The organism is Sphingomonas crusticola (assembly GCF_003391115.1).
In the GTDB taxonomy this organism is placed as follows: domain Bacteria; phylum Pseudomonadota; class Alphaproteobacteria; order Sphingomonadales; family Sphingomonadaceae; genus Sphingomonas_I; species Sphingomonas_I crusticola.
On sequence record NZ_QTJP01000001.1, the window covers coordinates 151,742 to 171,205 of the forward strand.

Here is a 19,464-nt window from a genome sequence, read left to right on the forward strand (position 1 = left end):
GGTGATCTCATGGTTGCCGGTGGGAGCAGGCGAAGACAACGAAGGGCCGCAGCAGCCGAGTGTGGATCATCGCCTTAAGCGTCTCGACCGTAGGGCAGGCCAGGCCATCGCGCCCGGCGCAATGCGCCTCTTGCTGGTTTGCCGCTGAAAGGCTCCTGATATGCTGAGGCGAAAGCTGCTCCTCAAACCCTTCCTCCTCCCAATCGAGCGAAGCGGGGGTGATCAGCCGAAGCTGACGCGCTGGACAAGCGCGATCGGCCTGCCTTGCAAAACGATCGAAGGAAGCGCCGTCCAAAACCTGGCTGGGAACGGGCATTGCGGCCAGCGCGAGAGCCAGAAACACCATGTCCGTCCTCATCGGAAATGACCAGGTACTTCTACGCTCCAATGCCATCGATGTCGATGATCGAGCGCTTCGGAAACCTCCGTCTCCGCTTGAGGGCAAACCATCGGGATGATAGGCAATCCCGATGACATTTCTCCGTGGCACGCATCGGCAACAAGCACGCGCTCATTCGGCGGCGTCGATATGCGCGTGCGGTACACGGAGCCAATAAGCGGCTCCCATTTCCGTTAGCGCACGCACCCGCCCGATCGGCGGGTTCGTGTCGGTCGGGCCTGATCCAGAAGGACCCGAATATGCTCCCATGCAGAGATGATACGATCGAAGGGCTCGCCTTGGCGATGATCGATCGAACCCTTCCCAAAACGGAATGGACCCACGCGGGGCATTTCGCGGCGGCTTTATGGCTGTTGCGCAAGCGGCCAGAATTGACGGCCCCCGGTGAAATCCGGAAGCTGATCATGGCTTATAACGAGGCTACCGAGACCGCGAATACGGACACAAGCGGTTATCACCATACTATCACGCTCGCTTCGCTTCGTGCTGCGGGGAGCCACGCACGCGGTCATGCAGCCGATGCCCCGCTGCATGCGGTGCTGCGGTCGCTCATGGCGTCGCCGCTCGGCAACCGCGATTGGCCGCTCGCTTACTGGCGGCGCGACACGCTGTTCAGCCCGGCCGCACGCCACGAATGGGTCGAGCCGGACCTGGCGGCACTACCGTTCTAGCAGGGGCCAAGGGCTACAGGCTGAGCAACGCAGGGTCACCGCCTTGGGCGGTGATATTGACCGACAAGGCCCGTTCGGTGGCATAGCGCAGCAGCGAATGGGGTCCGCCCGCCTTGGGGCCGGTGCCGGACAGGCCTTCTCCACCGAACGGCTGGACGCCGACGACCGCACCGATGATCGAACGGTTGACGTAGACGTTGCCGGCCGGGACGAGCGCGCGCACTTCCTCTGCGAAGCGCTCGATGCGGCTGTGCACTCCCAGCGTCAGGCCATAGCCGCGCGCGGCGAGCTTGCCCGCCACTTCAGCGAGATCCTCGGGATCGTAGCGGTAGATGTGCAGGATCGGCCCGAACACTTCGCGTTCGAGGAAGTCCGGACTCGGCACTTCGGCAATCACGGGGCCGAAATAGAAGCCGCGCGTGTCGCCCGGATCCAGCCGCCAGACGATCTTGGCCTCGCGTTCGAGCCGGGCAGCGTGCGCCTCCAGGTTTTCCAGCGCCTCGCGATCGATCACCGGGCCGATGTCGGTTGCGGGATCGGCCGGGTCGCCGATCTGCAATGCATCGAGCGCGCCGGCGAGCGTCGCGACTAATTCATCGGCGGAATCCTTGGGGACGAACAGCACGCGTAGTGCGGAACAGCGCTGGCCAGCGGATCCGATCGCCGACTGGATGACGTCGTCGACCACTTGTTCGCGCAAGGCGGTGGTGTCGACGAACAGACCGTTAAGGCCGCCGGTCTCAGCGATGAAGGGCAGGATCGGTCCGTCGCGATCGGCCAGGCTACGATTGATCGCACGCGCGGTATCGGTGCCCCCGGTGAAAGCGACGCCGGCGATGCGCGGATGGCGCACCAGCGCCGCGCCGACCGTGGCGCCGTCGCCGGGCAGCAAGGCGAGCAGATCGGGGTCGAGCCCGGCCTTGTGGAACAGCCGCACCGCTTCGGCCGCGACAAACGGGGTTTGCTCAGCCGGCTTGGCGAGCACGGCATTGCCGGCAGCGAGCGCGGCCGCGATCTGGCCGGTGAAGATCGCCAGCGGGAAATTCCACGGCGAGATGCAGACGAAAGTGCCGCGCCCGCGCAGCTCGAGTTGGTTGGTCTCGCCGACGGGGCCCGGCAACGTCTCCAGGCCGACGAACTGCTTTTCGGCAAGGCTCGCATAATAACGGCAGAAATCGACCGCCTCGCGCACTTCGGCAACGCCGTCGTTGAGCGTCTTGCCGCCCTCACGCGCGAGCAGGGTGACCAACCGGTCCATATCGGCTTCCAGCGCGTCGCCCATGGCGCGCAGCACCCGCGCCCGGCCGGCACCGCCAAGCGCGTCCCACGCGGGCTGCGCTTCGCCGGCGCGATCCGCGGCAGTGTCGATTTCGACAGGCGTCGCCTCGGATATGCCGCCGATCAGAAGTTCGCGGTCCACGGGGCTGGTCATGGCTTTCGCGCCTGCGCCCTTGAGGAGGCGTCCGCCGACGATCGGTCCAGCGGTCAGGGTTTCGGCGGCGATCGCACGGGTAGCGCGCGCCGCCCGGTCGCGGGTGGCGGCGATCGCATAATCGCGGCCAAGCGGATTCTTGCGTGACGGCCCGTAAATGTCCGCCGGCAACGGGATGCGCGGGTGCGCGAACGGCCGCGCCGCAACCGCGGCGATCGGGTCGCGGACGACGTCCTCGGCGGGAACGCGCTCGTTGAGCAAGGCGTGGACGAAGCTGGTGTTCGCGCCGTTTTCGAGCAGGCGCCGCACGAGATAGGGAAGCAATTCCTCATGGCCGCCGACCGGAGCATAAGCTCGCAGCACCGCATTGCCTTGTCCCGCCGCCTGGTACAGCGCTTCGCCCATGCCATGCAGCCGCTGATGTTCGATGCGCACGCCGGCACGGCCCGCCATCAACCGCACTGCCGCCAGCGTATGGGCGTTGTGGGTCGCGAATTGCGGGTAGAGGGCCGGGGAGGCGGCGATCAGCGCTTCCGCGCAGACCAGATAGGACAGATCGGTCGCAGACTTGGTGGTGAATACCGGATAGCCCGGACGGCCGGCAACCTGCGCCTTCTTGATCTCGCTGTCCCAATAGGCTCCCTTGACGAGCCGCACCATGATCCGCCGCCCGCTTGCATCGGCAAGCTGCTTGAGCGCCTCGATCACGGCAAGTCCGCGCTTCTGATAGGCCTGGACGACGACGCCGAGGCCCGTCCAGCCGCCAAGCTCCGGCTCGCGCGCCAGTCGATCGACCAGCTTGAGCGACAGGACCAGACGGTCGGCTTCCTCGGCATCGATCGCGAAATTCATGTCGTGGTGCGCGGCGATCAGCGCCAGCCGCTTGATGCGCGGGTAGAGCTCCTCCCACACGCGCGCTTCCTGCACCGCCTCGTAGCGCGGCGACAAAGCCGACAGCTTGACGGAGACGCCGTGACCGTCTTCGGGCGCGGTGCCGGGGGTCCGGGCCTTGCCGACCGCGCGAATGGCTTGCGCGTAGATTTTCTCATAACGCTCAGCATCGCCCGCAGTGCGTGCGCCTTCGCCGAGCATGTCGAATGAACAGAGGTAATTCTCGCGTTTCGCGCGTGCCAACGCCGCCTCGATATTGCGGCCGAGCACGAATTGCTCGCCCATCATCCGCACCGCGGCACCCACGGCCTGGCGGATGACCGGCTCGCCGACGCGCGCCGTCAGCCGCTTGAGCCAGCCGCCGAGATCAGTCTTGGCCTCCTCATCGACATCCACCAGCTTGCCGGTGAGCATCAGGCCCCAGGTCGAGGCGTTGACGAACAGGCTTTCGGACTGGCCGAGATGACTCGCCCAATCGGCCGATCCGATCTTTTCGGCGATCAGCCGGTCGCGCGTCTCGGCATCGGGCGTGCGCAACAAAGCTTCGGCGAGACACATCAATGCCAGCCCCTCGCGCGTTCCAAGCGAGAATTGCTGCAGGAAGCTTTCGACGACGCCCTGTTTGTCGGCGGAGGCGCGCGCGGCGCGAACGAGGGTAGCGGCTTCGCGCTCGACAATGCGCCGTTCGTCGGCCGACAAAGGCGCGCGGGCGAGCAGGGCACGGCAAGCTTCCGCTTCATCCTGATATTTGAGGTCGTCGATACGATCCCAGTCGAGTGCGATCACAAATGCTCCATGGCTTCACGCGCGGTTCAGGCCGAAACTCCATGATCGGCGCCAGATTCCCGCGATTGACAGAAGCACAGTCGCGCTTTGGTCAACAACGATCAGGCTTTAGATCGGAAGTCCCACCATCCGTGGCAATAGGAACCCGCTACGCCTCTCCGCCGACGGAACCAACCTGGCAGATGCGGCTTGATCGATTTCCCGCTTCGCAACACTGTGGGTAGTGACTTGCGCATGGCGCAATTCGATTGTCCGTTAATCCCCCCGTTTCGCTCTCCCCAGGCTCAAGGCTAAGCAATGAACGATAACCCAGACGCGCCGGTCGATCCGGTCGAGCGCTCGCCGAATTCGCGCCGTAACGCTCTGCTGGTCGTGCTGGCGTTGGTCGTCATCGCCGCGCTTGCCTGGGCGCTGACGCGGGGTGGATCCGAAGAGGGACAGGGCGGCCCGGGGGGCGGAGGACGCGGGCGCGGCCGGACTGCTGCCACCGTCGGAGTTGCCAAGGTGGTCGCCGCCGACGTTCCGCAATCGCTGACAGCGATAGGCACGGTGGTTCCAATCGTGGCGGCAACGGTGCGGCCGCAACTTTCGGGCAATATTTTCACGATCAACTTCGTCGAGGGGCAGGTGGTGGCGAAGGGGCAATTGCTCGCGCAGATCGATCCCCGGCCATACCGGCTGGCGCTCGCCCAGGCGCAGGCCAATATGACCCGCGACGAATCGCAGCTCAATCTCGCGCGCGTCGATCTGCGCCGCTACCAGACTTTGCTCGCGCAGGATTCGATCGCGCGCCAGCAGGTCGAGACGCAGGCGGCGACCGTCCGGCAGCAGGAGGGAACCGTCGCTGCAGATCGCGCTGCGGTCGGCACCGCACGGCTGAACCTTCAATATACCTCGATCACTGCGCCAGTCTCAGGCCGCGTCGGCCTGCGCCAGGCGGACATCGGCAACTATGTTACTCCGGGCGACGCTAACGGCATCGCGGTCATTACCCAGACCAACCCGATCGATGTGAGCTTCGCGGTGCCGCAGGGCAATTTGCCCGGCATCCTCGCCCGTCGCGGCACCGGGGCGGCGCTGCCAGTGACGGCGACCGATCAGAGCGGCGCTACTACGCTCGCGCACGGCACATTCCTGGCGTTCGACAATCAGATCGACGCGACCACCGGCACGGTGACCGGCAAGGCGCGCTTCCCCAATCCGCAGGGCGTGCTGTTCCCCAATCAGTTCGTTAATATAAGCTTGCTTGTCGACACGTTGCGCGGCGCGGCCACGTTGCCGGTCACCGCGGTACGTCACGGCGCGCAGGGCGATTTCGTATTCGTGCTGCAGCCGGACAAGACGGTGAAGATGCAGATCGTGAAGCAGGGCCCGGCGAACGGATCGCGCGTCGCGATCCTGTCGGGCGTCAAGGTCGGCCAGACTGTGATAACCGAAGGCGCCGACAATCTCGAGGATGGATCCAAGGTGATGCTGCCCGGTGAGCGGCCGCAACGTCAACCGCGCAAAAAAGCCGGCATGTTCGCGCGGCTGTTTGGCGGCGGCAGCGCCGACGGTGACGGCGCAGGTGCTGGGAATGCGGCGGGTGGTGGCAACAGTGCAGGCGGCGGGCAGCGTCGCCATCGGCAAGGTGGCGGCGCAAGCCAGTGAGCGAGGTCTCCGCCAGCGGGACCAGCCTCGGCGCCGAGGATGAGGTGCTGGGGCCGGAAGGGGTGAACCCCTCGCGCCCGTTCATCATGCGTCCGGTGGCGACGACGTTGCTGATGCTGGCGATCCTGCTGGCAGGTATTGTCGGCTATCGTTTCCTGCCGCTGTCGGCGCTGCCGGAGGTCGATTACCCCACGATCCAGGTAAGCACGCTCTATCCCGGCGCCAGCCCGGACGTAATGGGGCTGACGGTCACCGCGCCGCTGGAGCGCCAGTTCGGGCAGATGGCCGGCCTTTCGCGAATGTCGTCGGTCTCTTCAGCCGGCGCATCGGTGGTGACGCTCCAGTTCAACCTCAACCTGACGCTGGATGTCGCCGAGCAGGAAGTGCAGGCCGCGATCAACGCCGCCAATACCTTGCTGCCGTCGGACCTGCCGGCTCCCCCCATCTATGCCAAGGTCAATCCCGCCGACGCGCCGGTGCTGAGCCTGGGCATCACCTCGCAGACGCGGCCGCTGGCCGAGGTGCAGAACCTCGTCGATCAACGGATCGCCAACAAGCTCTCGCAGATATCAGGTGTAGGGCTGGTGTCGCTCTCGGGCGGCCAGCGGCCGGCGGTACGCATCCAGGCCAATGTCCAGGCCCTGGCAGCCCACAATCTTTCGCTCGACGCGCTTCGCAGCGCGATCGCGGCCGCCAACGTCAACGGCGCCAAGGGCAGTTTCGATGGGCCGACACGGAGCTGGTCGATCGACGCCAACGATCAGCTGGCTACCGCCGACGAGTATAAGAACCTGATCATCTCCTATCGCGACAATAGCCCCGTGCGGCTGTCGGACGTCGCCAACGTGATCGATTCGTCGGAGAATATCCGGCTGGGTGCATGGATGAACCGCACGCCCGCGATCGTCGTCGATGTCCAGCGCCAGCCGGGGGCCAATGTGATCGGCACGGTCAATGCGATCAAGGCGGCGCTTCCCGAGCTCGAGGCCGCGATGCCTGCCGATGTGCATGTCACGCTGCTGACGGATCGCACCACCGGCATCCGGGCCTCAGTTCATGACGTCCAGATCGAACTGGTCTTTGCGGTCGTCCTGGTGACGATCGCGATCTTCCTGTTCCTGGGATCGTGGCAGGCGACATTGATTGCGAGCCTGGCGGTGCCGCTGTCGATCGTCGGTACGTTCGCGGTCATGCATCTGCTCGGCTTCAGCCTCAACAACCTGACCTTGATGGCACTGACGATCGCCGCGGGCTTCGTCGTCGACGACGCCATCGTGGTGACCGAGAATATCGCACGCCACCTGGAGGAGGGCAAAAGGCCGCTCCCGGCCGCATTACAGGGCAGCCGCGAAATCGGCTTCACCATCATCTCGCTGACCGTCAGCCTGATCGCGGTGCTGATTCCGTTATTGTTCATGGGCGATGTCGTCGGACGGCTGTTCCGCGAATTCGCGATCACGCTGGCGGTCACTATCCTGATCTCGGCGATCGTCGCGCTCACTTTGGTGCCAATGTTGTCCGCACGCTGGCTGCGGTCGGAGGCGGAGACGCGGTCTTTCCGCGTGTCCGAATGGACGATGGGCAAGTTCGACCAGCTATCGCGCCGCTATACCTGGGCGCTGGACTGGGTGCTGCTACGTCAGGGCTTTACCCTGTTGGTCTTTGCTGGCTCGCTCGCGCTCACCGCCTTGCTGTTCGTCGCCATTCCCAAAGGCCTCTTCCCGGAACAGGATACCGGTCAGCTCCAGGCGGTGGTGGTGACGGGGCAGGGTGTGTCCTTCGGGCGGATGTCCGGCCTGCAGACCAAGCTTGCCGATGCGATTCTCGACGATCCGGACGTCGCCAGCCTGAGCTCTAACGTCGGGGTCGACGGCAAGAACCCCGCGCTGAACCAGGGCCGGATGCTGATCAACCTCAGGGACAAGGGTGATCGCAGCGGCAGCCAGACCGCGCTCATCCGCCGCCTGCAGAACCGCGCGCGCGATATCGCTGGCGTCACGCTCTATGTGCGCCCGGTCCAGGATCTGACGATCGACGCCGAGGGCGGCCCGACCCAATATCGCTTCGCCTTGCAGGGCGCCGACCAGGACGAGATCAACCTGTGGACCGGCAAATTGCTGGAAGAATTGAAGGGCGTTCGCCAGGTTCGCAACATCGTCTCCGACATGCAGAATCAGGGCCGCGCGGTGACGGTCAAGATCAACCGGGACGTGGCCGCGCGGCTCGGCATCAGTACTGCCGCGGTCGACAGCGCGCTCTATAATGCGTTCGGTCAACGCATCGTCTCGACCATCTTCACACAGACCACGCAATATCGCGTGATCCTGGAAAGCGCGCCGGGCATGCTCACCAGCCCCCAGGCGCTCAACCAGCTTTACGTCCAGACCTCGTCGGGCACATCGGTGCCGCTGTCGACGGTGGCGAGCTTCGTCGAAGGCGAGGCGCCGCTGCAGGTGACGCGCGTCGCGCAATTCCCGGCCTCGACGGTCGGCTTCGATCTCGCGCAAAACCAGTCGCTCGGCGGCGCGGTCAGCGCGATCCAGGCGGCCGAGCAGCGTATCGGCATGCCGTCCGGGATCACCACCACCTTCCTCGGCGCGGCCAACGCCTTCCGCGCAAGCCTCGCCAATGAAATCTGGCTGATCCTGGCGGCGATCGTGGTCGTCTATATCGTGCTGGGCGTGCTCTATGAGAGCTTCATTCACCCGATCACGATCCTGTCGACGCTGCCGTCGGCGGGCGTCGGTGCCTTGCTGGCACTGATGCTGAGCGGCAACGATCTCGGCGTGATTGGCATCATCGGGATCGTGCTGTTGATCGGCATCGTCAAGAAGAACGCGATCATGATGATCGACTTCGCGATCGATGCCCAACGTAGCGACGGCAAGGACGCCGACACCGCCATTCGCGAGGCGGCGCATCTGCGCTTCCGTCCGATCATGATGACCACGTTTGCAGCCTTGTTCGCTGCCCTACCGCTAATCCTCGGCAGCGGCATGGGCGCGGAGCTACGCCGTCCGCTCGGCCTCGCCATCGCCGGAGGCCTGATCGTCAGCCAGGCGCTGACCCTGTTCACGACTCCGGTTATCTTCCTCGCGTTCGAACGCATGTGGGCCCGCATCCGCCGCAATCGTGAGGCCGAGCCGATGCTGCCGCTCGAACAGCGGGCATGAACCTTTCCGGACCCTTTATCCGGCGCCCGATCGGGACGTTGTTGCTGACGGTCGGGCTGATGCTGGCGGGAATCGCGGCATTCTTCGTCATGCCAGTGTCGCCGCTGCCGCAGGTCGATTTTCCGACGATCAGCGTATCGGCCAGCCTGCCCGGCGCCAGCCCGACGACGATGGCGACCAGCGTCGCCTCGCCGCTCGAGCGGCGCATGGCGACGATCGCGGGCGTGACCGAGCTGACCTCCCAATCGGGCATCGGCTCGACCCGCATCACGGCGCAATTCGATTTGTCGCGCAACATCGACGGCGCGGCGCGTGACGTGCAGGCGGCGATCAATGCCGCGCGCGCGGATCTGCCGTCCACGCTCAAGAGCAATCCCAGTTACCGCAAGATCAACCCGGCCGACGCCCCGATCATGATCATCGCACTCACCAGCGATACGCGCAGCTCCGCCGACATCTACAATTCGGTGTCCAACGTGGTGCAGCAAAGGCTGCTGCAAGTGCCGGGCGTGGGCGATGTCGAGCTTGGCGGCGCGGCGTTGCCGGCCGTGCGGATCGATCTCAATCCGCTGGCCTTGTCACGCTACGGCATTCCGCTGGAGGACGTGCGCACCGCTTTATCCTCCACCAACGCCAACCGTCCGCGCGGCGTGATCGAGGACGGGGCGACCGCCTGGCAGATCTATGGCGACGTGCCTGGGCTCAAGGCTGCCGATTACTGCAATCTGATCGTCGCCTGGCGCAATGGCATTGCTGTGCGCCTTTCGGATGTGGCCAGCGTGTATGACGGGCCCGAGGACGTGCGCACAATGGGGCTGTTTAACGGCCGACGCGCCGTAACCGTAATTCTCAGCCGACAGCCCGGCGCGAACATCATCGCCACCGTCGATGCTGTCAAGGCGCAGTTGCCCGGGCTACAGGCGGCAATCCCCTCCGACATCAAGCTCGCCGTCGCATCCGATCGCACGACCACCATCCGCGCTTCGCTGCACGAGGTCGAGATCACATTGGTGATCGCGACCCTGCTGGTGGTGATCGTAGTCTCGATCTTCCTGCGCTCGCTGCGAGCAACGGTCGTTCCGGCCGTGGCGGTTGTAGCCTCGCTGCTCGGTACGATCGGCGTGATGTATCTGCTCGGCTTCAGCCTCAACAATCTGTCGCTGATGGCGCTGACCGTCGCGACCGGCTTCGTCGTCGACGATGCGATCGTCGTGCTGGAGAATATCAGCCGCCATATCGAAGAGGGGATGAAACCGCATCAGGCGGCGCTGCGGGGCGCACGCGAAGTCGGCTTCACGGTGCTGTCCATCTCGATCAGCCTCGTCGCGGTGTTCATTCCTCTCCTGTTCATGGCAGGCATCGTCGGACGGTTGTTCCGGGAATTCGCCATCACCATGACAGTCGCCGTGCTGATCAGCCTGGTGATCTCGCTGACCGCGACCCCGATGATCGGGGCGCTGATCCTCAAGGAACGCGAAGCGCAGAAGGAGAATCGTTTCTCGCGCTTTGCCGAGCGGCAGTTCGAGCGGCTGCAGGCACGCTATGCGCGAAGCCTCGATTGGGCGCTGGCCAATCGCGGTGCCACCTTGCTGCTGCTGGCGGGCACGGTCGCGCTCAACATCTTCCTGTTGGTCACGATCCAGAAGGGCTTTTTCCCCGAACAGGATACGGGCTCGCTCCAAGGCGGGCTACGCGCCGACCAGAGCATCTCCTTCCAGGATATGCAGACCAAGCTCACGCAGATCGTAAAGATCATCAAACGCGATCCCGCGATCGAGAATGTCGTTGCCTTCACTGGCGGATCGCGCGCGGGCGGCGGCTTCCTGTTCGCGACGATGAAGCCAAAGAGCCAACGTGATTCCGCGCGCGACGTGATCACGCGGCTGCGGCCGAAGCTGTCGCGGGTTACCGGTGTGGCGGCCTTCCTGAGCCCGGTTCAGGACATGCGCGTCGGTGGCCGCGGCGGGAACAGCAGCTACCAATATACGCTCAAGGCCGACGATCCCGCGGTGCTTGCCAAGGCCGGCCCGGCGCTTGCCGCTTCGCTCAAGAAATATCCCGAGCTCACCGACGTCGATGTCGATCAGTCCGAGGGCGGGGCGGAAGTCTATGTCGATGTCGATCATGATGCCGCGACCCGGCTCGGCGTCACACCTCAAGCCGTCGATAACGCCTTGTACGATGCTTTCGGCCAGCGGCAGGTCGCCACCATCTATAGCGGGCTCAATCAATATCATGTGGTGATGGGGGTAGCGTCCCAGTTCACCGGCTCTCCAGAAGCGCTTCGCAACGTTTACGTGCCGACGCGATCGACCGCTGCTGCTACCGCCGCGACGACCGCAGCCAGTATGGCGGCCACCACCATCGGGACGACCGCAGGAGTGACTGGCTCGACACCGGGCTCTACCACCGGTTCCGGGCGCGACGCCGCTGCCGGCGCAGCCGTCAACACCACTGCCTCATCCATGACCCCTCTCTCCACCATCGCGCGTTGGTCGACGCGTTCGACCGCCGCGCAGGTCAATCATCAGGATGCCGCGCCCGCCGCCACAATCAGCTTCTCGACGGGCAACGGCTTTGCGCTCAGTGACGCAATCGCCCGCATCCAGCAGGTCCAGGCAAGTCTCAACTTCCCCGTGCAAGTCCATGGCGAAGCTTCGGGAACTGCGCAGGTCTTCCAGCAGTCGACCCAATCCAATCCGATCCTGATTCTGTCGGCGCTGGTCGTGATCTACATCGTGCTGGGCATTCTCTACGAAAGCGCGGTCCATCCGCTGACCGTGCTCTCGACTTTGCCTTCAGCCGGTGTCGGTGCCACGATCGCGCTGATGGTCACGGGTTCGCAATATGACCTGATCGCCTTGATCGGGCTCATCTTGCTGATTGGCATCGTCAAGAAGAACGCTATCCTCATCATCGACTTCGCGCTGGATGCCGAACGCTCGCGCGGCCTGACGCCGATGGCGGCAATCCGCGAGGCGAGCCTCCTGCGGTTCCGCCCGATCCTGATGACGACGATGGCGGCCGCGTTCGGCGCACTGCCACTCGCAATCGGCTTCGGAGAGGGCGCCGAGCTGCGCCGCCCGCTCGGCATCGCGATCATCGGCGGGCTGATCGCCAGTCAGTTTCTGACATTGCTGACCACGCCGGTCGTTTATCTGGCGCTTGATCGCTTCCGCCGGCGCTCGCCGGGCGAGCGGATGCTGGCGCGCCAGAGCCAATCCCGAGGAATCCAACCCGCATGAACAAGTCTCGCGCGCTCGCGACAATACCCCTCATGCTCGCGCTGGCGGGCTGCAATCTCGCGCCGGCTTATAATCGCCCGCCCGCGAGCATCCCGTCGAGCTTCAAGGAGGCCCCGGGCTGGCGCGCGGCCGCGCCGGCGGACGCGGTCGCCAAAGGCCAATGGTGGCTGCTGTTCGACGATGCGGTGTTGAACGATCTGGAAGCCCGGGTCGCGATCAACAATCAGAATGTCGCAGCGGCAGCCGCCGCTTATGCCCAGGCACGGGCCACTGTGCGGGAGGCGCGCGCGGCCTTCTTCCCAACGGTGGACCTGTCGGTGGGCGCGACGCGCGCCGGTTCCTTCGGCCGCGGCACTACGACCATCATCGGCGGCGGCACGACAGTCAACTCCGGCAACAATGGCAGCCGCCGCTATTCTGTGTCGATCGGCGCGAGCTGGGAGCCCGATCTGTGGGGGCGGATCGGCAACACAGTCAGTCAACAAAGAGCGCTGGCGCAGGCCAGCCAGGCGGACCTCGCCAATGCGACTTTGTCCGCACAGGGGGAGCTGGCGCTGGATTACGTCCAGTTGCGCGGCATCGAGCAGCAGAAGGCCATCCTCGATGCTACCGTCGCGGCCTATGCGCGCGCGCTGACGATCACGAACAACCGCTACAATCAGGGGGTCGTGGCGCGGGTCGATGTGCTGCAGGCGCAGACCCAGCTCGACAGCGCGCGCGCCAATGCGGCTGATCTCGAACGGCAGCGCGCCCTGTTCGAACATGCGATCGCGGTGCTTGTCGGCGAAAATCCGTCCAGCTTCACATTGGCGGCGGCGCCATGGCGACCAACCGTGCCCGATGTGCCTGGGACGATCCCATCCGCTCTGCTGGAACGCCGCCCCGATATTGCCGCGGCCGAGCGCCGGGTCGCCGCCGCCAATGCCGCGATCGGGATCGAGCGTGCCGCTTTCTTCCCGACGCTGGGCCTGAGCGGCGATATCGGCACCCAGTCGAGCCGGCTCGGATCGCTGTTCAGCGCCGCGAGCAGCATCTGGTCGCTCGGCCTGACCGGGGCGCTGACCCTGCTCGATTTCGGCGGCCGTGCCGCCCGCGTGGCGGAAGCACGCGCCGCTTATGATCAGGCGGTCGCCAATTACCGGCAGACCGTGCTCCTCGCGTTTCAGCAGGTCGAAGACGAGCTCGCCGCTGCGCGGATCCTGGCCTATGTTTCGCAGCAGCGCGCAAGCGCGGCCACGGCCGCCAACCGTGTTGAAGCGCTGACCCAGAACCAATATCTGGCGGGGCAGATCGCATATTCCGACGTGATCGTGGCGCAGGCGACGGCGCTACAGGCGCGCGAGACCGAAGCGGCGGCGATGGTCGATCGGCAGGCGGCCGCCGTCAGCCTCATTCAGGCGATCGGGGGAAGCTGGCAGAGTGCGCCCGCGGCGGCGCAACTACCGCCTAGCCGCTAGCTGGCCGCCCCTTACGACCTCTAACGCGCGATCCAGGACCGGATCGCGTCCTGCTCGGAGGTCGGCAAGGCTTGGCTTGACGGCGATCTTCGGCTCGAGCCCGACGCCTTCCAGTCGGCGGCCATCGGGCGTGCGGATATCAAACTCCGCCACCGACAGCTCGCCTCCGTCCGGCAGTTTATATTCCGATGCGCCGGTAAGCGCGCCCGCCGTCCGCTCGCCGACGGTGGTGCCACGCCCGCTCTCGTCGACCAGGGCTGCCAGCGCCTCCGCCCCACTGGCGCTGTTCGGGCCGATCAGAACGGCCAGTGGCCCCCGATAGGCCCGTTCGCCGGTGCCACGCACCTTCTGTACATTCTCGCGGCGCTCGATGCGGCGCACAAGTGGACGGTCTTCGGCAAAAAACAGGCCGGCGACCTTCGCGATGACATCCGCGTCGCCGCCGTCATTGCCGCGCAGATCCAGCACGATGGCGGCGGGCGGGGGTCCCTGCGCGATGGTCCGCGCCAGCCAGCGGTCCGCGCCGGAATCGAAGCCGTCGAGACCTACCAGCAGGATGTTGTCCGGCAGGCGCGTCGCACGGCGTACGAGCTGTGCAGGTTCGGGTGCGGCGATGAGGTCGAGCGAGTGGCGCGCGCCATGTTCGTCGTCGAAGTCGAAGCTCGCCTGCTCACCTTCAGTCGGCTGATAGTCGATATCGACCGGCTTGCCGTTCACCGCGCGCACCTCCCAGCCGATCTCGACCCCAGCCTTTGCTGCGGACGAACCGGCGGCTACGCGCGTTACCAGCCAGTGGCCGTTGTCATCGGGAGACATCGCCAGGCCAAAGCCTTGTTCCGCCCGTCCCGCATCACGCGCCCTGCCGATCGAGATTTGCAGGGGATCGATCGCATAGACGTGGCTGTCGCCAAGCGACGCCAGCATCTCGCCCAGCAATGTGTAGAAAGCCGGCCGATCGGACGCGGCCACCGCCAGCGGACGGAAATGATCGCGCGCATCGGCCCAGGCTTCGCCGGTGCGGCTGCGATCCCAATAATGTTTGGCTACCAGGCTCCACGCGCGGTCGAAAACGCGCGCCTGCAGCTCCGGCGTGTAGGTCGGCACCGCCGCCTGGAGGGGAAGGGCCAAGAGGACGGCCAGCGCTGTGAGACGTTTCATGGTCAATCGAACGCGCAGCGCAGCGTCAGGGTGCGCGGGACGGCGGTATACGCGATTTCGGCGCAGCGGCTGAGCCGGTCTGCGCCGAGCGTGATCGCAGGCCAGGCGCGCTGGCGGTCGAGATGGCGGGTTACCACGATGTCGCCGGGATCGACCGGGTCGGTTGGCAGTCGTGCTTCGCCCGCAAAATCCGAAATACGCAACAGGAGCTGATCGAAGGGAAAACCGGCAAGATTGACGTTGCGCGCGAAGGCGATGATGCGCGCCGGACGCGACACGCCGAATGCCAGCGTCACATGCCGCGGCGCGCCGTTCCAATGACCACCATATTCCTGGGCTAGTAAGGCGCCCGCCGCGGCGGTGCCGACAGTTTCCGGCTGCGTGAGGGCGAAGCGCAGCCGCAATTTGCCGATGTCTCCGGCGGCGGAGAGGCCGAACATGGGGCTGTCGGCGAGCGAGAGCGTACGGGTGGCGGTGGGTGAGGGAGCGGCATCGCGGCGCCAGCGTACGGTGGCGAATGGCAGCAGATCCGGCCCGATCGCGCCATCGCTGCCCGCGCAACAATTGCGGCCATGTTCGGCGACCTGGCTCGGCTGCTCGCGCCCATCGATGCGCAGGATCGCGGGGGCGATGCGGCTATGCAGCCGAACGCGTCCGACATCCGTGTCGAGCCCGGCTTCCCACTTTAGCGCAGACAGGGCCGCAGCAGCGGCGGGGTTGAGTTCGATATTGTCGTGCTGATCGAGATCGACCCGCAGCCGCAGCGGCACGCCCGCAATCTGGACCTCAACGACGGGATTGGCAGCATCCAGTACGAGTTCACCGCTTGGCGGAAGCGGCTTATGCGCGGCGGTGAGGAGCAGGGCGGCCGGCACCAGTATTGCCGGGCTGTACGCGGACCTCCTGCCTGCGCTAGGCAAGCGCGGACGCCTGCCGGAGAGCGCCGTAACGATGCCCGACACCGCCGATTCCGATGCCTTTATCGCCGGCCTGCCGAAGGCCGAGCTCCACCTCCACATCGAGGGCAGCCTCGAGCCCGAGCAGATGTTCGCCTTCGCGCGGCGCAATCGCATCCAGATTCCCTTTGCCTCGGTTGAGCAGCTTCGCGCCGCCTACAGCTTTACGCAACTCCAGGACTTCCTCGACATCTATTATCAGGGTGCCGACGTGCTCCGCACCGAGGAGGATTTCCACGATCTGGCGCTGGCTTATTTCACCCGCGCCCACGCCGACGGCGTCGTCCACGCCGAAATCTTCTTCGATCCGCAAACGCACACCGATCGCGGATTGCCCTTTGGGGTTGCCGCGGACGGCCTGCTTGCCGGGATGAAGACGGCGGAGGAAAGGTTCGGCATCACCTCCAAGCTGATCCTATGCTTCCTGCGTCATCTTGACGAGGCAGCCGCCTTCGCAACGCTGCAGGCAGCCGAGCCATGGCTCGACCGGATCGCGGCGGTCGGGCTCGATTCGTCGGAGGTGGGGCATCCTCCCGAGAAATTCGCGCGCGTGTTCGCCGCGGCCGGGGCCGCAGGGCTGAAACGGGTTGCCCATGCCGGCGAGGAGGGGCCGCCTGCCTACGTGCTGGAGGCACTCGACCTGCTCCACATCGACCGGCTGGACCACGGCAACCGGGCGCTGGAGTCGCCCGAACTCGTCACCAGGCTGGCCCGTAGCGGCATCGCGCTGACCGTCTGCCCGCTTTCCAACCTCAAATTGTGCGTCGTCGGCGACGTGGCGCAGCACCCGATCCCGGCCATGCTGAAACACGGCCTGCGGGCGACGATCAATTCCGACGATCCCGCCTATTTCGGCGGCTATGTCGCCGACAATTATCGCGCGGTGGCGCCCTATCTCGACCGCAGGGATCTCGTCACCCTCGCGCGTAACAGCTTCTTGGGCTCGTTCCTGCCCGACGACGCGGTGACCAGGCATCTTGCCGCGGTCGATGCCTTCGCGGCCTGATCAATCATGACCGCCCCTGAACTCTGCTACATACCCTATGCCGACTTCGTCGACGACGTGCAGGCGGTCGCGGCTGCGCTGCAGGAGGATGGTTGGAAGCCCGATCACATCGTCGGGATTGGCCGGGGCGGGTTGGTTCCGGCCGCCTATCTATCGCATCGCACCGGCATCTCGCTGCTGTCGGTCGATTACAGTTCAGGCGTGCCGAGTTTCGCTGAGGAGCTGATGGCAAAGCTGGCGGCCGCGACCGGGGAGGGGCGCACGATCCTGCTGGTCGACGACATCAACGATAGTGGCGGGACCATCGAAGCGCTGCGCAAGTCGCTGGTCGATCATGGCGCGATTGCGGAGCGGGTGCGGGTAGCTGTGCTGATCGACAATCTCCGCTCGGCGGCCAGGGTAAATTACCGTTCGCGCACCATCGATCGATCGAGCGACAAGCGCTGGTTCGTCTTCCCATGGGAGGCGATGGCCGAACGGCGCACGCTGATCGAGGAGGCCGACGCGGTTCCTGAACGGCTCGCCTGAAACTTCGGACCAATCTCATGCCGTCGGCGTTCTCCTTTATGTTCAGTCACTTGGACTAACATAGGAGAGTTTTTTATGCGCCGCATCATGATCTTGGCCGCGGCCGCGCTGGCAATGCCCGCGATCGCACAGACCACCGGCACGGCCGGCAGCTCCGCCGGAGTGCCCGGAGCAGGCCCGGCAATCACCGGCGCCGCGCCGGGCGCGAGTGGCCCCGGAATTCCTGGCACCACGACTACGCTGGGGACTGGCACCTCGACCAGCACCAGCCCGAGCGGCGCGAGCACGACGGTTGGGGCCAATGGTTCGAGCACGACGACCGGCAGCATCGGCGCGCAGACCGGCACGAGCGTGGGCAGTAACGTCAACGCGCCTGACATGGGCCCGACCACGGGCACGGCCAGTTCGACCCGCGGCAAGAGCCATGGGCGCCGGGGTAGCGGAACGACCACCGGAACGAGCGGCAGCACTGGGACCACCACCACCGACACCACGACCCCCCGCTGACGATCTCGCCGTCCGCCATTTGTCGGGCGGCGTTCCCTTCCTGTTCCGAGCGCGCTAAACGGGTGCGATGGAGGGCGACGAACAGCCACCGCGCAAGATCATCCATGTCGACATGGATGCCTTTTACGCCTCGGTGGAACAGCGCGATAACCCCGATCTGCGTGGCCAGCCGGTCGCGGTCGGGGGCACTCGCGAACGCGGGGTGGTCGCTGCGGCAAGCTACGAAGCGCGCGTTTATGGCGTGCGTTCCGCCATGGCGTCGGTTACCGCGCGACGGCGCTGTCCCAGCCTGATTTTCGTGAAGCCGCGCTTCGACGTCTATTCCGCCATCAGCCGCGAAATCCGCGCGATCTTCGCGGATTATACCGATGCGATCGAGCCGCTATCGCTCGACGAAGCCTATCTCGACGTATCGGGGGCGGAATCTGCGCGTGCGATTGCCGAGGAAATACGCGCCCGCATCAAAGCCGAGATTGGACTGACCGCGTCCGCCGGCGTGTCCTACAACAAATTCATCGCCAAGCTGGCATCGGACCAGAACAAGCCCGACGGTTGCTGCGTGATCACGCCCGAAAAGGGGCCACGCTTTGTCGAAAGCCTGCCGGTCAAGCGTTTCCACGGCGTGGGACCCAAAACGGCGGAGAAAATGGCGCGGCTCGGCATCGAAACCGGGGCCGATCTCAAGGCGCAGACGCTGCAGTTCCTCGAAGCACATTTCGGAAGCTTCGCGTCCTATCTGCACGGCGCGTCGCGCGGCATCGACCATCGCCCGGTGCGCCCCAACCGCATCCGTAAGTCGGTCGGCGCAGAGCGGACATTTTTCGAAGATATCAGTGATCCCCAAGGATTGGCATCGTCACTTGAGACGGTGCTGGAGGCTTTGATGGAGCGGGTCGAACGCGCGGGGTCGGCCGGTCGCACCGTCACGCTCAAGGTCAAATATGCCGACTTCCGCCAGATCACGCGTGCCCGCAGTTTCACCCATGTGATCAGCGACCGTGCCACGATCGGCGCAGCCGGCCAGGGTCTGCTTGCGGCCTTGTGCCCGGTGCCGCTCGGCGTGCGGCTCTTGGGACTTACTTTGTCGGCCCTTGCCGAGGATGAGGGAGAGGAGGAGCAGCCTGGCTTTGCCCAGCTCGGCCTCTCCTTATGAAGGGCCAGTCGATCACCCGGCCGGCAAACAGGCACCACCACACGATCACCGGCTGAAACAGCAGGCGCGGTCCGTGATAGAGCCAACCGGTCCAACTGGTCGCATGTTGGGCAAAGAGCAGCGCGTGTTGGACGTTGGCCGGGAACACACAGATTGCATAGAGCGCGAGCATCAAGCCCCCGATCCAGCGCAGGCGGGGGATCAGCAGAGCGGCAGCGCCGAGCAATTCGCAAATGCCGGTCAGAAATATGATTGCGCGTGGCGCCGGCACCCAGGCTGGCGTGATCCGCAGGAACGGCGCGGGATGCGCGATGTGGAAATAAGCGGCTAGCAGAAATGCCGCCACCAACAGCCAGCGCAGGATCAGGCGCGCCTGATCTATCCCGCGCGTCGCGGCATGCCCAAGGGAAGGATCTGCGGAAGGCACCACGGCTGCAAAGCCGGGCAAAGG

14 protein-coding genes are annotated in these 19,464 nt (G+C 65.4%); 9 read left to right on the forward strand and 5 right to left on the reverse strand.

Going from position 1 to position 19,464, the window contains the following annotated elements:
• Nucleotides 1–7: 7 nt before the first annotated feature.
• Entirely contained in the window at nt 8–346 is a 339-nt protein-coding gene (locus DX905_RS00755) for a hypothetical protein (RefSeq protein ID WP_162875384.1), read from the reverse strand.
• Nucleotides 347–639: 293 nt separating this feature from the next.
• On the opposite strand from DX905_RS00755, the gene DX905_RS00760 reads away from it, so the two are divergent.
• Nucleotides 640–1,071, forward strand: coding sequence for a hypothetical protein (locus DX905_RS00760; RefSeq protein ID WP_116089627.1), 432 nt, complete (start codon nt 640–642; stop codon nt 1,069–1,071).
• A gap of 13 nt (nt 1,072–1,084) precedes the next feature.
• Here DX905_RS00760 and putA read toward each other — a convergent pair whose 3' ends face one another.
• Nucleotides 1,085–4,180 carry a bifunctional proline dehydrogenase/L-glutamate gamma-semialdehyde dehydrogenase PutA gene (putA, locus tag DX905_RS00765; protein ID WP_116089628.1) on the reverse strand — a complete coding sequence of 1,032 codons (3,096 nt, stop codon included), beginning with the start codon at nt 4,178–4,180 and terminating at the stop codon, nt 1,085–1,087.
• Nucleotides 4,181–4,477: 297 nt separating this feature from the next.
• Between putA and DX905_RS00770 the strand changes: the two genes are divergently transcribed.
• The 4 genes from DX905_RS00770 (at nt 4,478) to DX905_RS00785 (ending at nt 13,705) form a co-directional block, all read left to right on the forward strand.
• Nucleotides 4,478–5,830, forward strand: a complete 1,353-nt coding sequence (locus DX905_RS00770; RefSeq protein ID WP_116089629.1) for an efflux RND transporter periplasmic adaptor subunit — start codon at nt 4,478–4,480, stop codon at nt 5,828–5,830.
• 62 nt (nt 5,831–5,892) lie between these two features.
• On the forward strand, nt 5,893–9,003 hold the full coding sequence (locus tag DX905_RS00775) for an efflux RND transporter permease subunit (RefSeq protein ID WP_275896085.1): 3,111 nt from the start codon (nt 5,893–5,895) through the stop codon (nt 9,001–9,003).
• On the forward strand, nt 9,000–12,248 hold the full coding sequence (locus tag DX905_RS00780) for an efflux RND transporter permease subunit (RefSeq protein ID WP_116089630.1): 3,249 nt from the start codon (nt 9,000–9,002) through the stop codon (nt 12,246–12,248). Before DX905_RS00775 ends, DX905_RS00780 begins: the two co-directional genes overlap by 4 nt.
• Entirely contained in the window at nt 12,245–13,705 is a 1,461-nt protein-coding gene (locus DX905_RS00785; protein ID WP_116089631.1) for an efflux transporter outer membrane subunit, read from the forward strand. Before DX905_RS00780 ends, DX905_RS00785 begins: the two co-directional genes overlap by 4 nt.
• On the opposite strand, the gene DX905_RS00790 is transcribed toward DX905_RS00785, so the two are convergent.
• Together DX905_RS00790 and DX905_RS00795 are read right to left on the reverse strand one after the other, a co-directional pair.
• On the reverse strand, nt 13,688–14,863 hold the full coding sequence (locus DX905_RS00790) for a S41 family peptidase (RefSeq protein WP_116089632.1): 1,176 nt from the start codon (nt 14,861–14,863) through the stop codon (nt 13,688–13,690). The genes DX905_RS00785 and DX905_RS00790 overlap by 18 nt on opposite strands.
• A 2-nt stretch (nt 14,864–14,865) precedes the next feature.
• Nucleotides 14,866–15,738, reverse strand: coding sequence for a hypothetical protein (locus DX905_RS00795; RefSeq protein ID WP_116089633.1), 873 nt, complete (start codon nt 15,736–15,738; stop codon nt 14,866–14,868).
• Between the two features lie 76 nt (nt 15,739–15,814).
• Here DX905_RS00795 and DX905_RS00800 point away from each other — a divergent pair, with 76 nt between their 5' ends.
• The 4 genes from DX905_RS00800 (at nt 15,815) to dinB (ending at nt 19,013) form a co-directional block, all read left to right on the forward strand.
• Nucleotides 15,815–16,825, forward strand: a complete 1,011-nt coding sequence (locus DX905_RS00800) for an adenosine deaminase (protein ID WP_116089634.1) — start codon at nt 15,815–15,817, stop codon at nt 16,823–16,825.
• Nucleotides 16,826–16,831: 6 nt separating this feature from the next.
• On the forward strand, nt 16,832–17,353 hold the full coding sequence (locus DX905_RS00805) for a phosphoribosyltransferase (RefSeq protein ID WP_116089635.1): 522 nt from the start codon (nt 16,832–16,834) through the stop codon (nt 17,351–17,353).
• 75 nt (nt 17,354–17,428) lie between these two features.
• Nucleotides 17,429–17,860, forward strand: coding sequence for a hypothetical protein (locus tag DX905_RS00810; protein WP_116089636.1), 432 nt, complete (start codon nt 17,429–17,431; stop codon nt 17,858–17,860).
• A gap of 67 nt (nt 17,861–17,927) precedes the next feature.
• The gene (gene dinB / locus DX905_RS00815; RefSeq protein ID WP_116089637.1) at nt 17,928–19,013 is read left to right on the forward strand and encodes a DNA polymerase IV; all 1,086 of its coding nucleotides are present in this window, start codon (nt 17,928–17,930) and stop codon (nt 19,011–19,013) included.
• Here the strand turns inward: dinB and DX905_RS00820 are convergent.
• The gene (locus DX905_RS00820) at nt 18,937–19,440 is read right to left on the reverse strand and encodes a DoxX family protein (RefSeq protein WP_338053747.1); all 504 of its coding nucleotides are present in this window, start codon (nt 19,438–19,440) and stop codon (nt 18,937–18,939) included. The genes dinB and DX905_RS00820 overlap by 77 nt on opposite strands.
• Between the last annotated feature and the right edge of the window lie 24 nt (nt 19,441–19,464).

Excerpts from the sequence above, each read along its gene's own strand:
- DX905_RS00755 (WP_162875384.1), bottom strand. The coding sequence starts at position 346 with ATGGTGTTTCTGGCTCTCGCGCTGGCCGCAATGCCCGTTCCCAGCCAG.
- DX905_RS00760 (WP_116089627.1), top strand. The coding sequence starts at position 640 with ATGCTCCCATGCAGAGATGATACGATCGAAGGGCTCGCCTTGGCGATG.
- DX905_RS00770 (WP_116089629.1), top strand. The coding sequence starts at position 4,478 with ATGAACGATAACCCAGACGCGCCGGTCGATCCGGTCGAGCGCTCGCCG.
- DX905_RS00780 (WP_116089630.1), top strand. The coding sequence starts at position 9,000 with ATGAACCTTTCCGGACCCTTTATCCGGCGCCCGATCGGGACGTTGTTG.
- DX905_RS00785 (WP_116089631.1), top strand. The coding sequence starts at position 12,245 with ATGAACAAGTCTCGCGCGCTCGCGACAATACCCCTCATGCTCGCGCTG.
- DX905_RS00790 (WP_116089632.1), bottom strand. The coding sequence starts at position 14,863 with ATGAAACGTCTCACAGCGCTGGCCGTCCTCTTGGCCCTTCCCCTCCAG.
- DX905_RS00800 (WP_116089634.1), top strand. The coding sequence starts at position 15,815 with ATGCCCGACACCGCCGATTCCGATGCCTTTATCGCCGGCCTGCCGAAG.
- DX905_RS00805 (WP_116089635.1), top strand. The coding sequence starts at position 16,832 with ATGACCGCCCCTGAACTCTGCTACATACCCTATGCCGACTTCGTCGAC.
- DX905_RS00810 (WP_116089636.1), top strand. The coding sequence starts at position 17,429 with ATGCGCCGCATCATGATCTTGGCCGCGGCCGCGCTGGCAATGCCCGCG.
- dinB (WP_116089637.1), top strand. The coding sequence starts at position 17,928 with ATGGAGGGCGACGAACAGCCACCGCGCAAGATCATCCATGTCGACATG.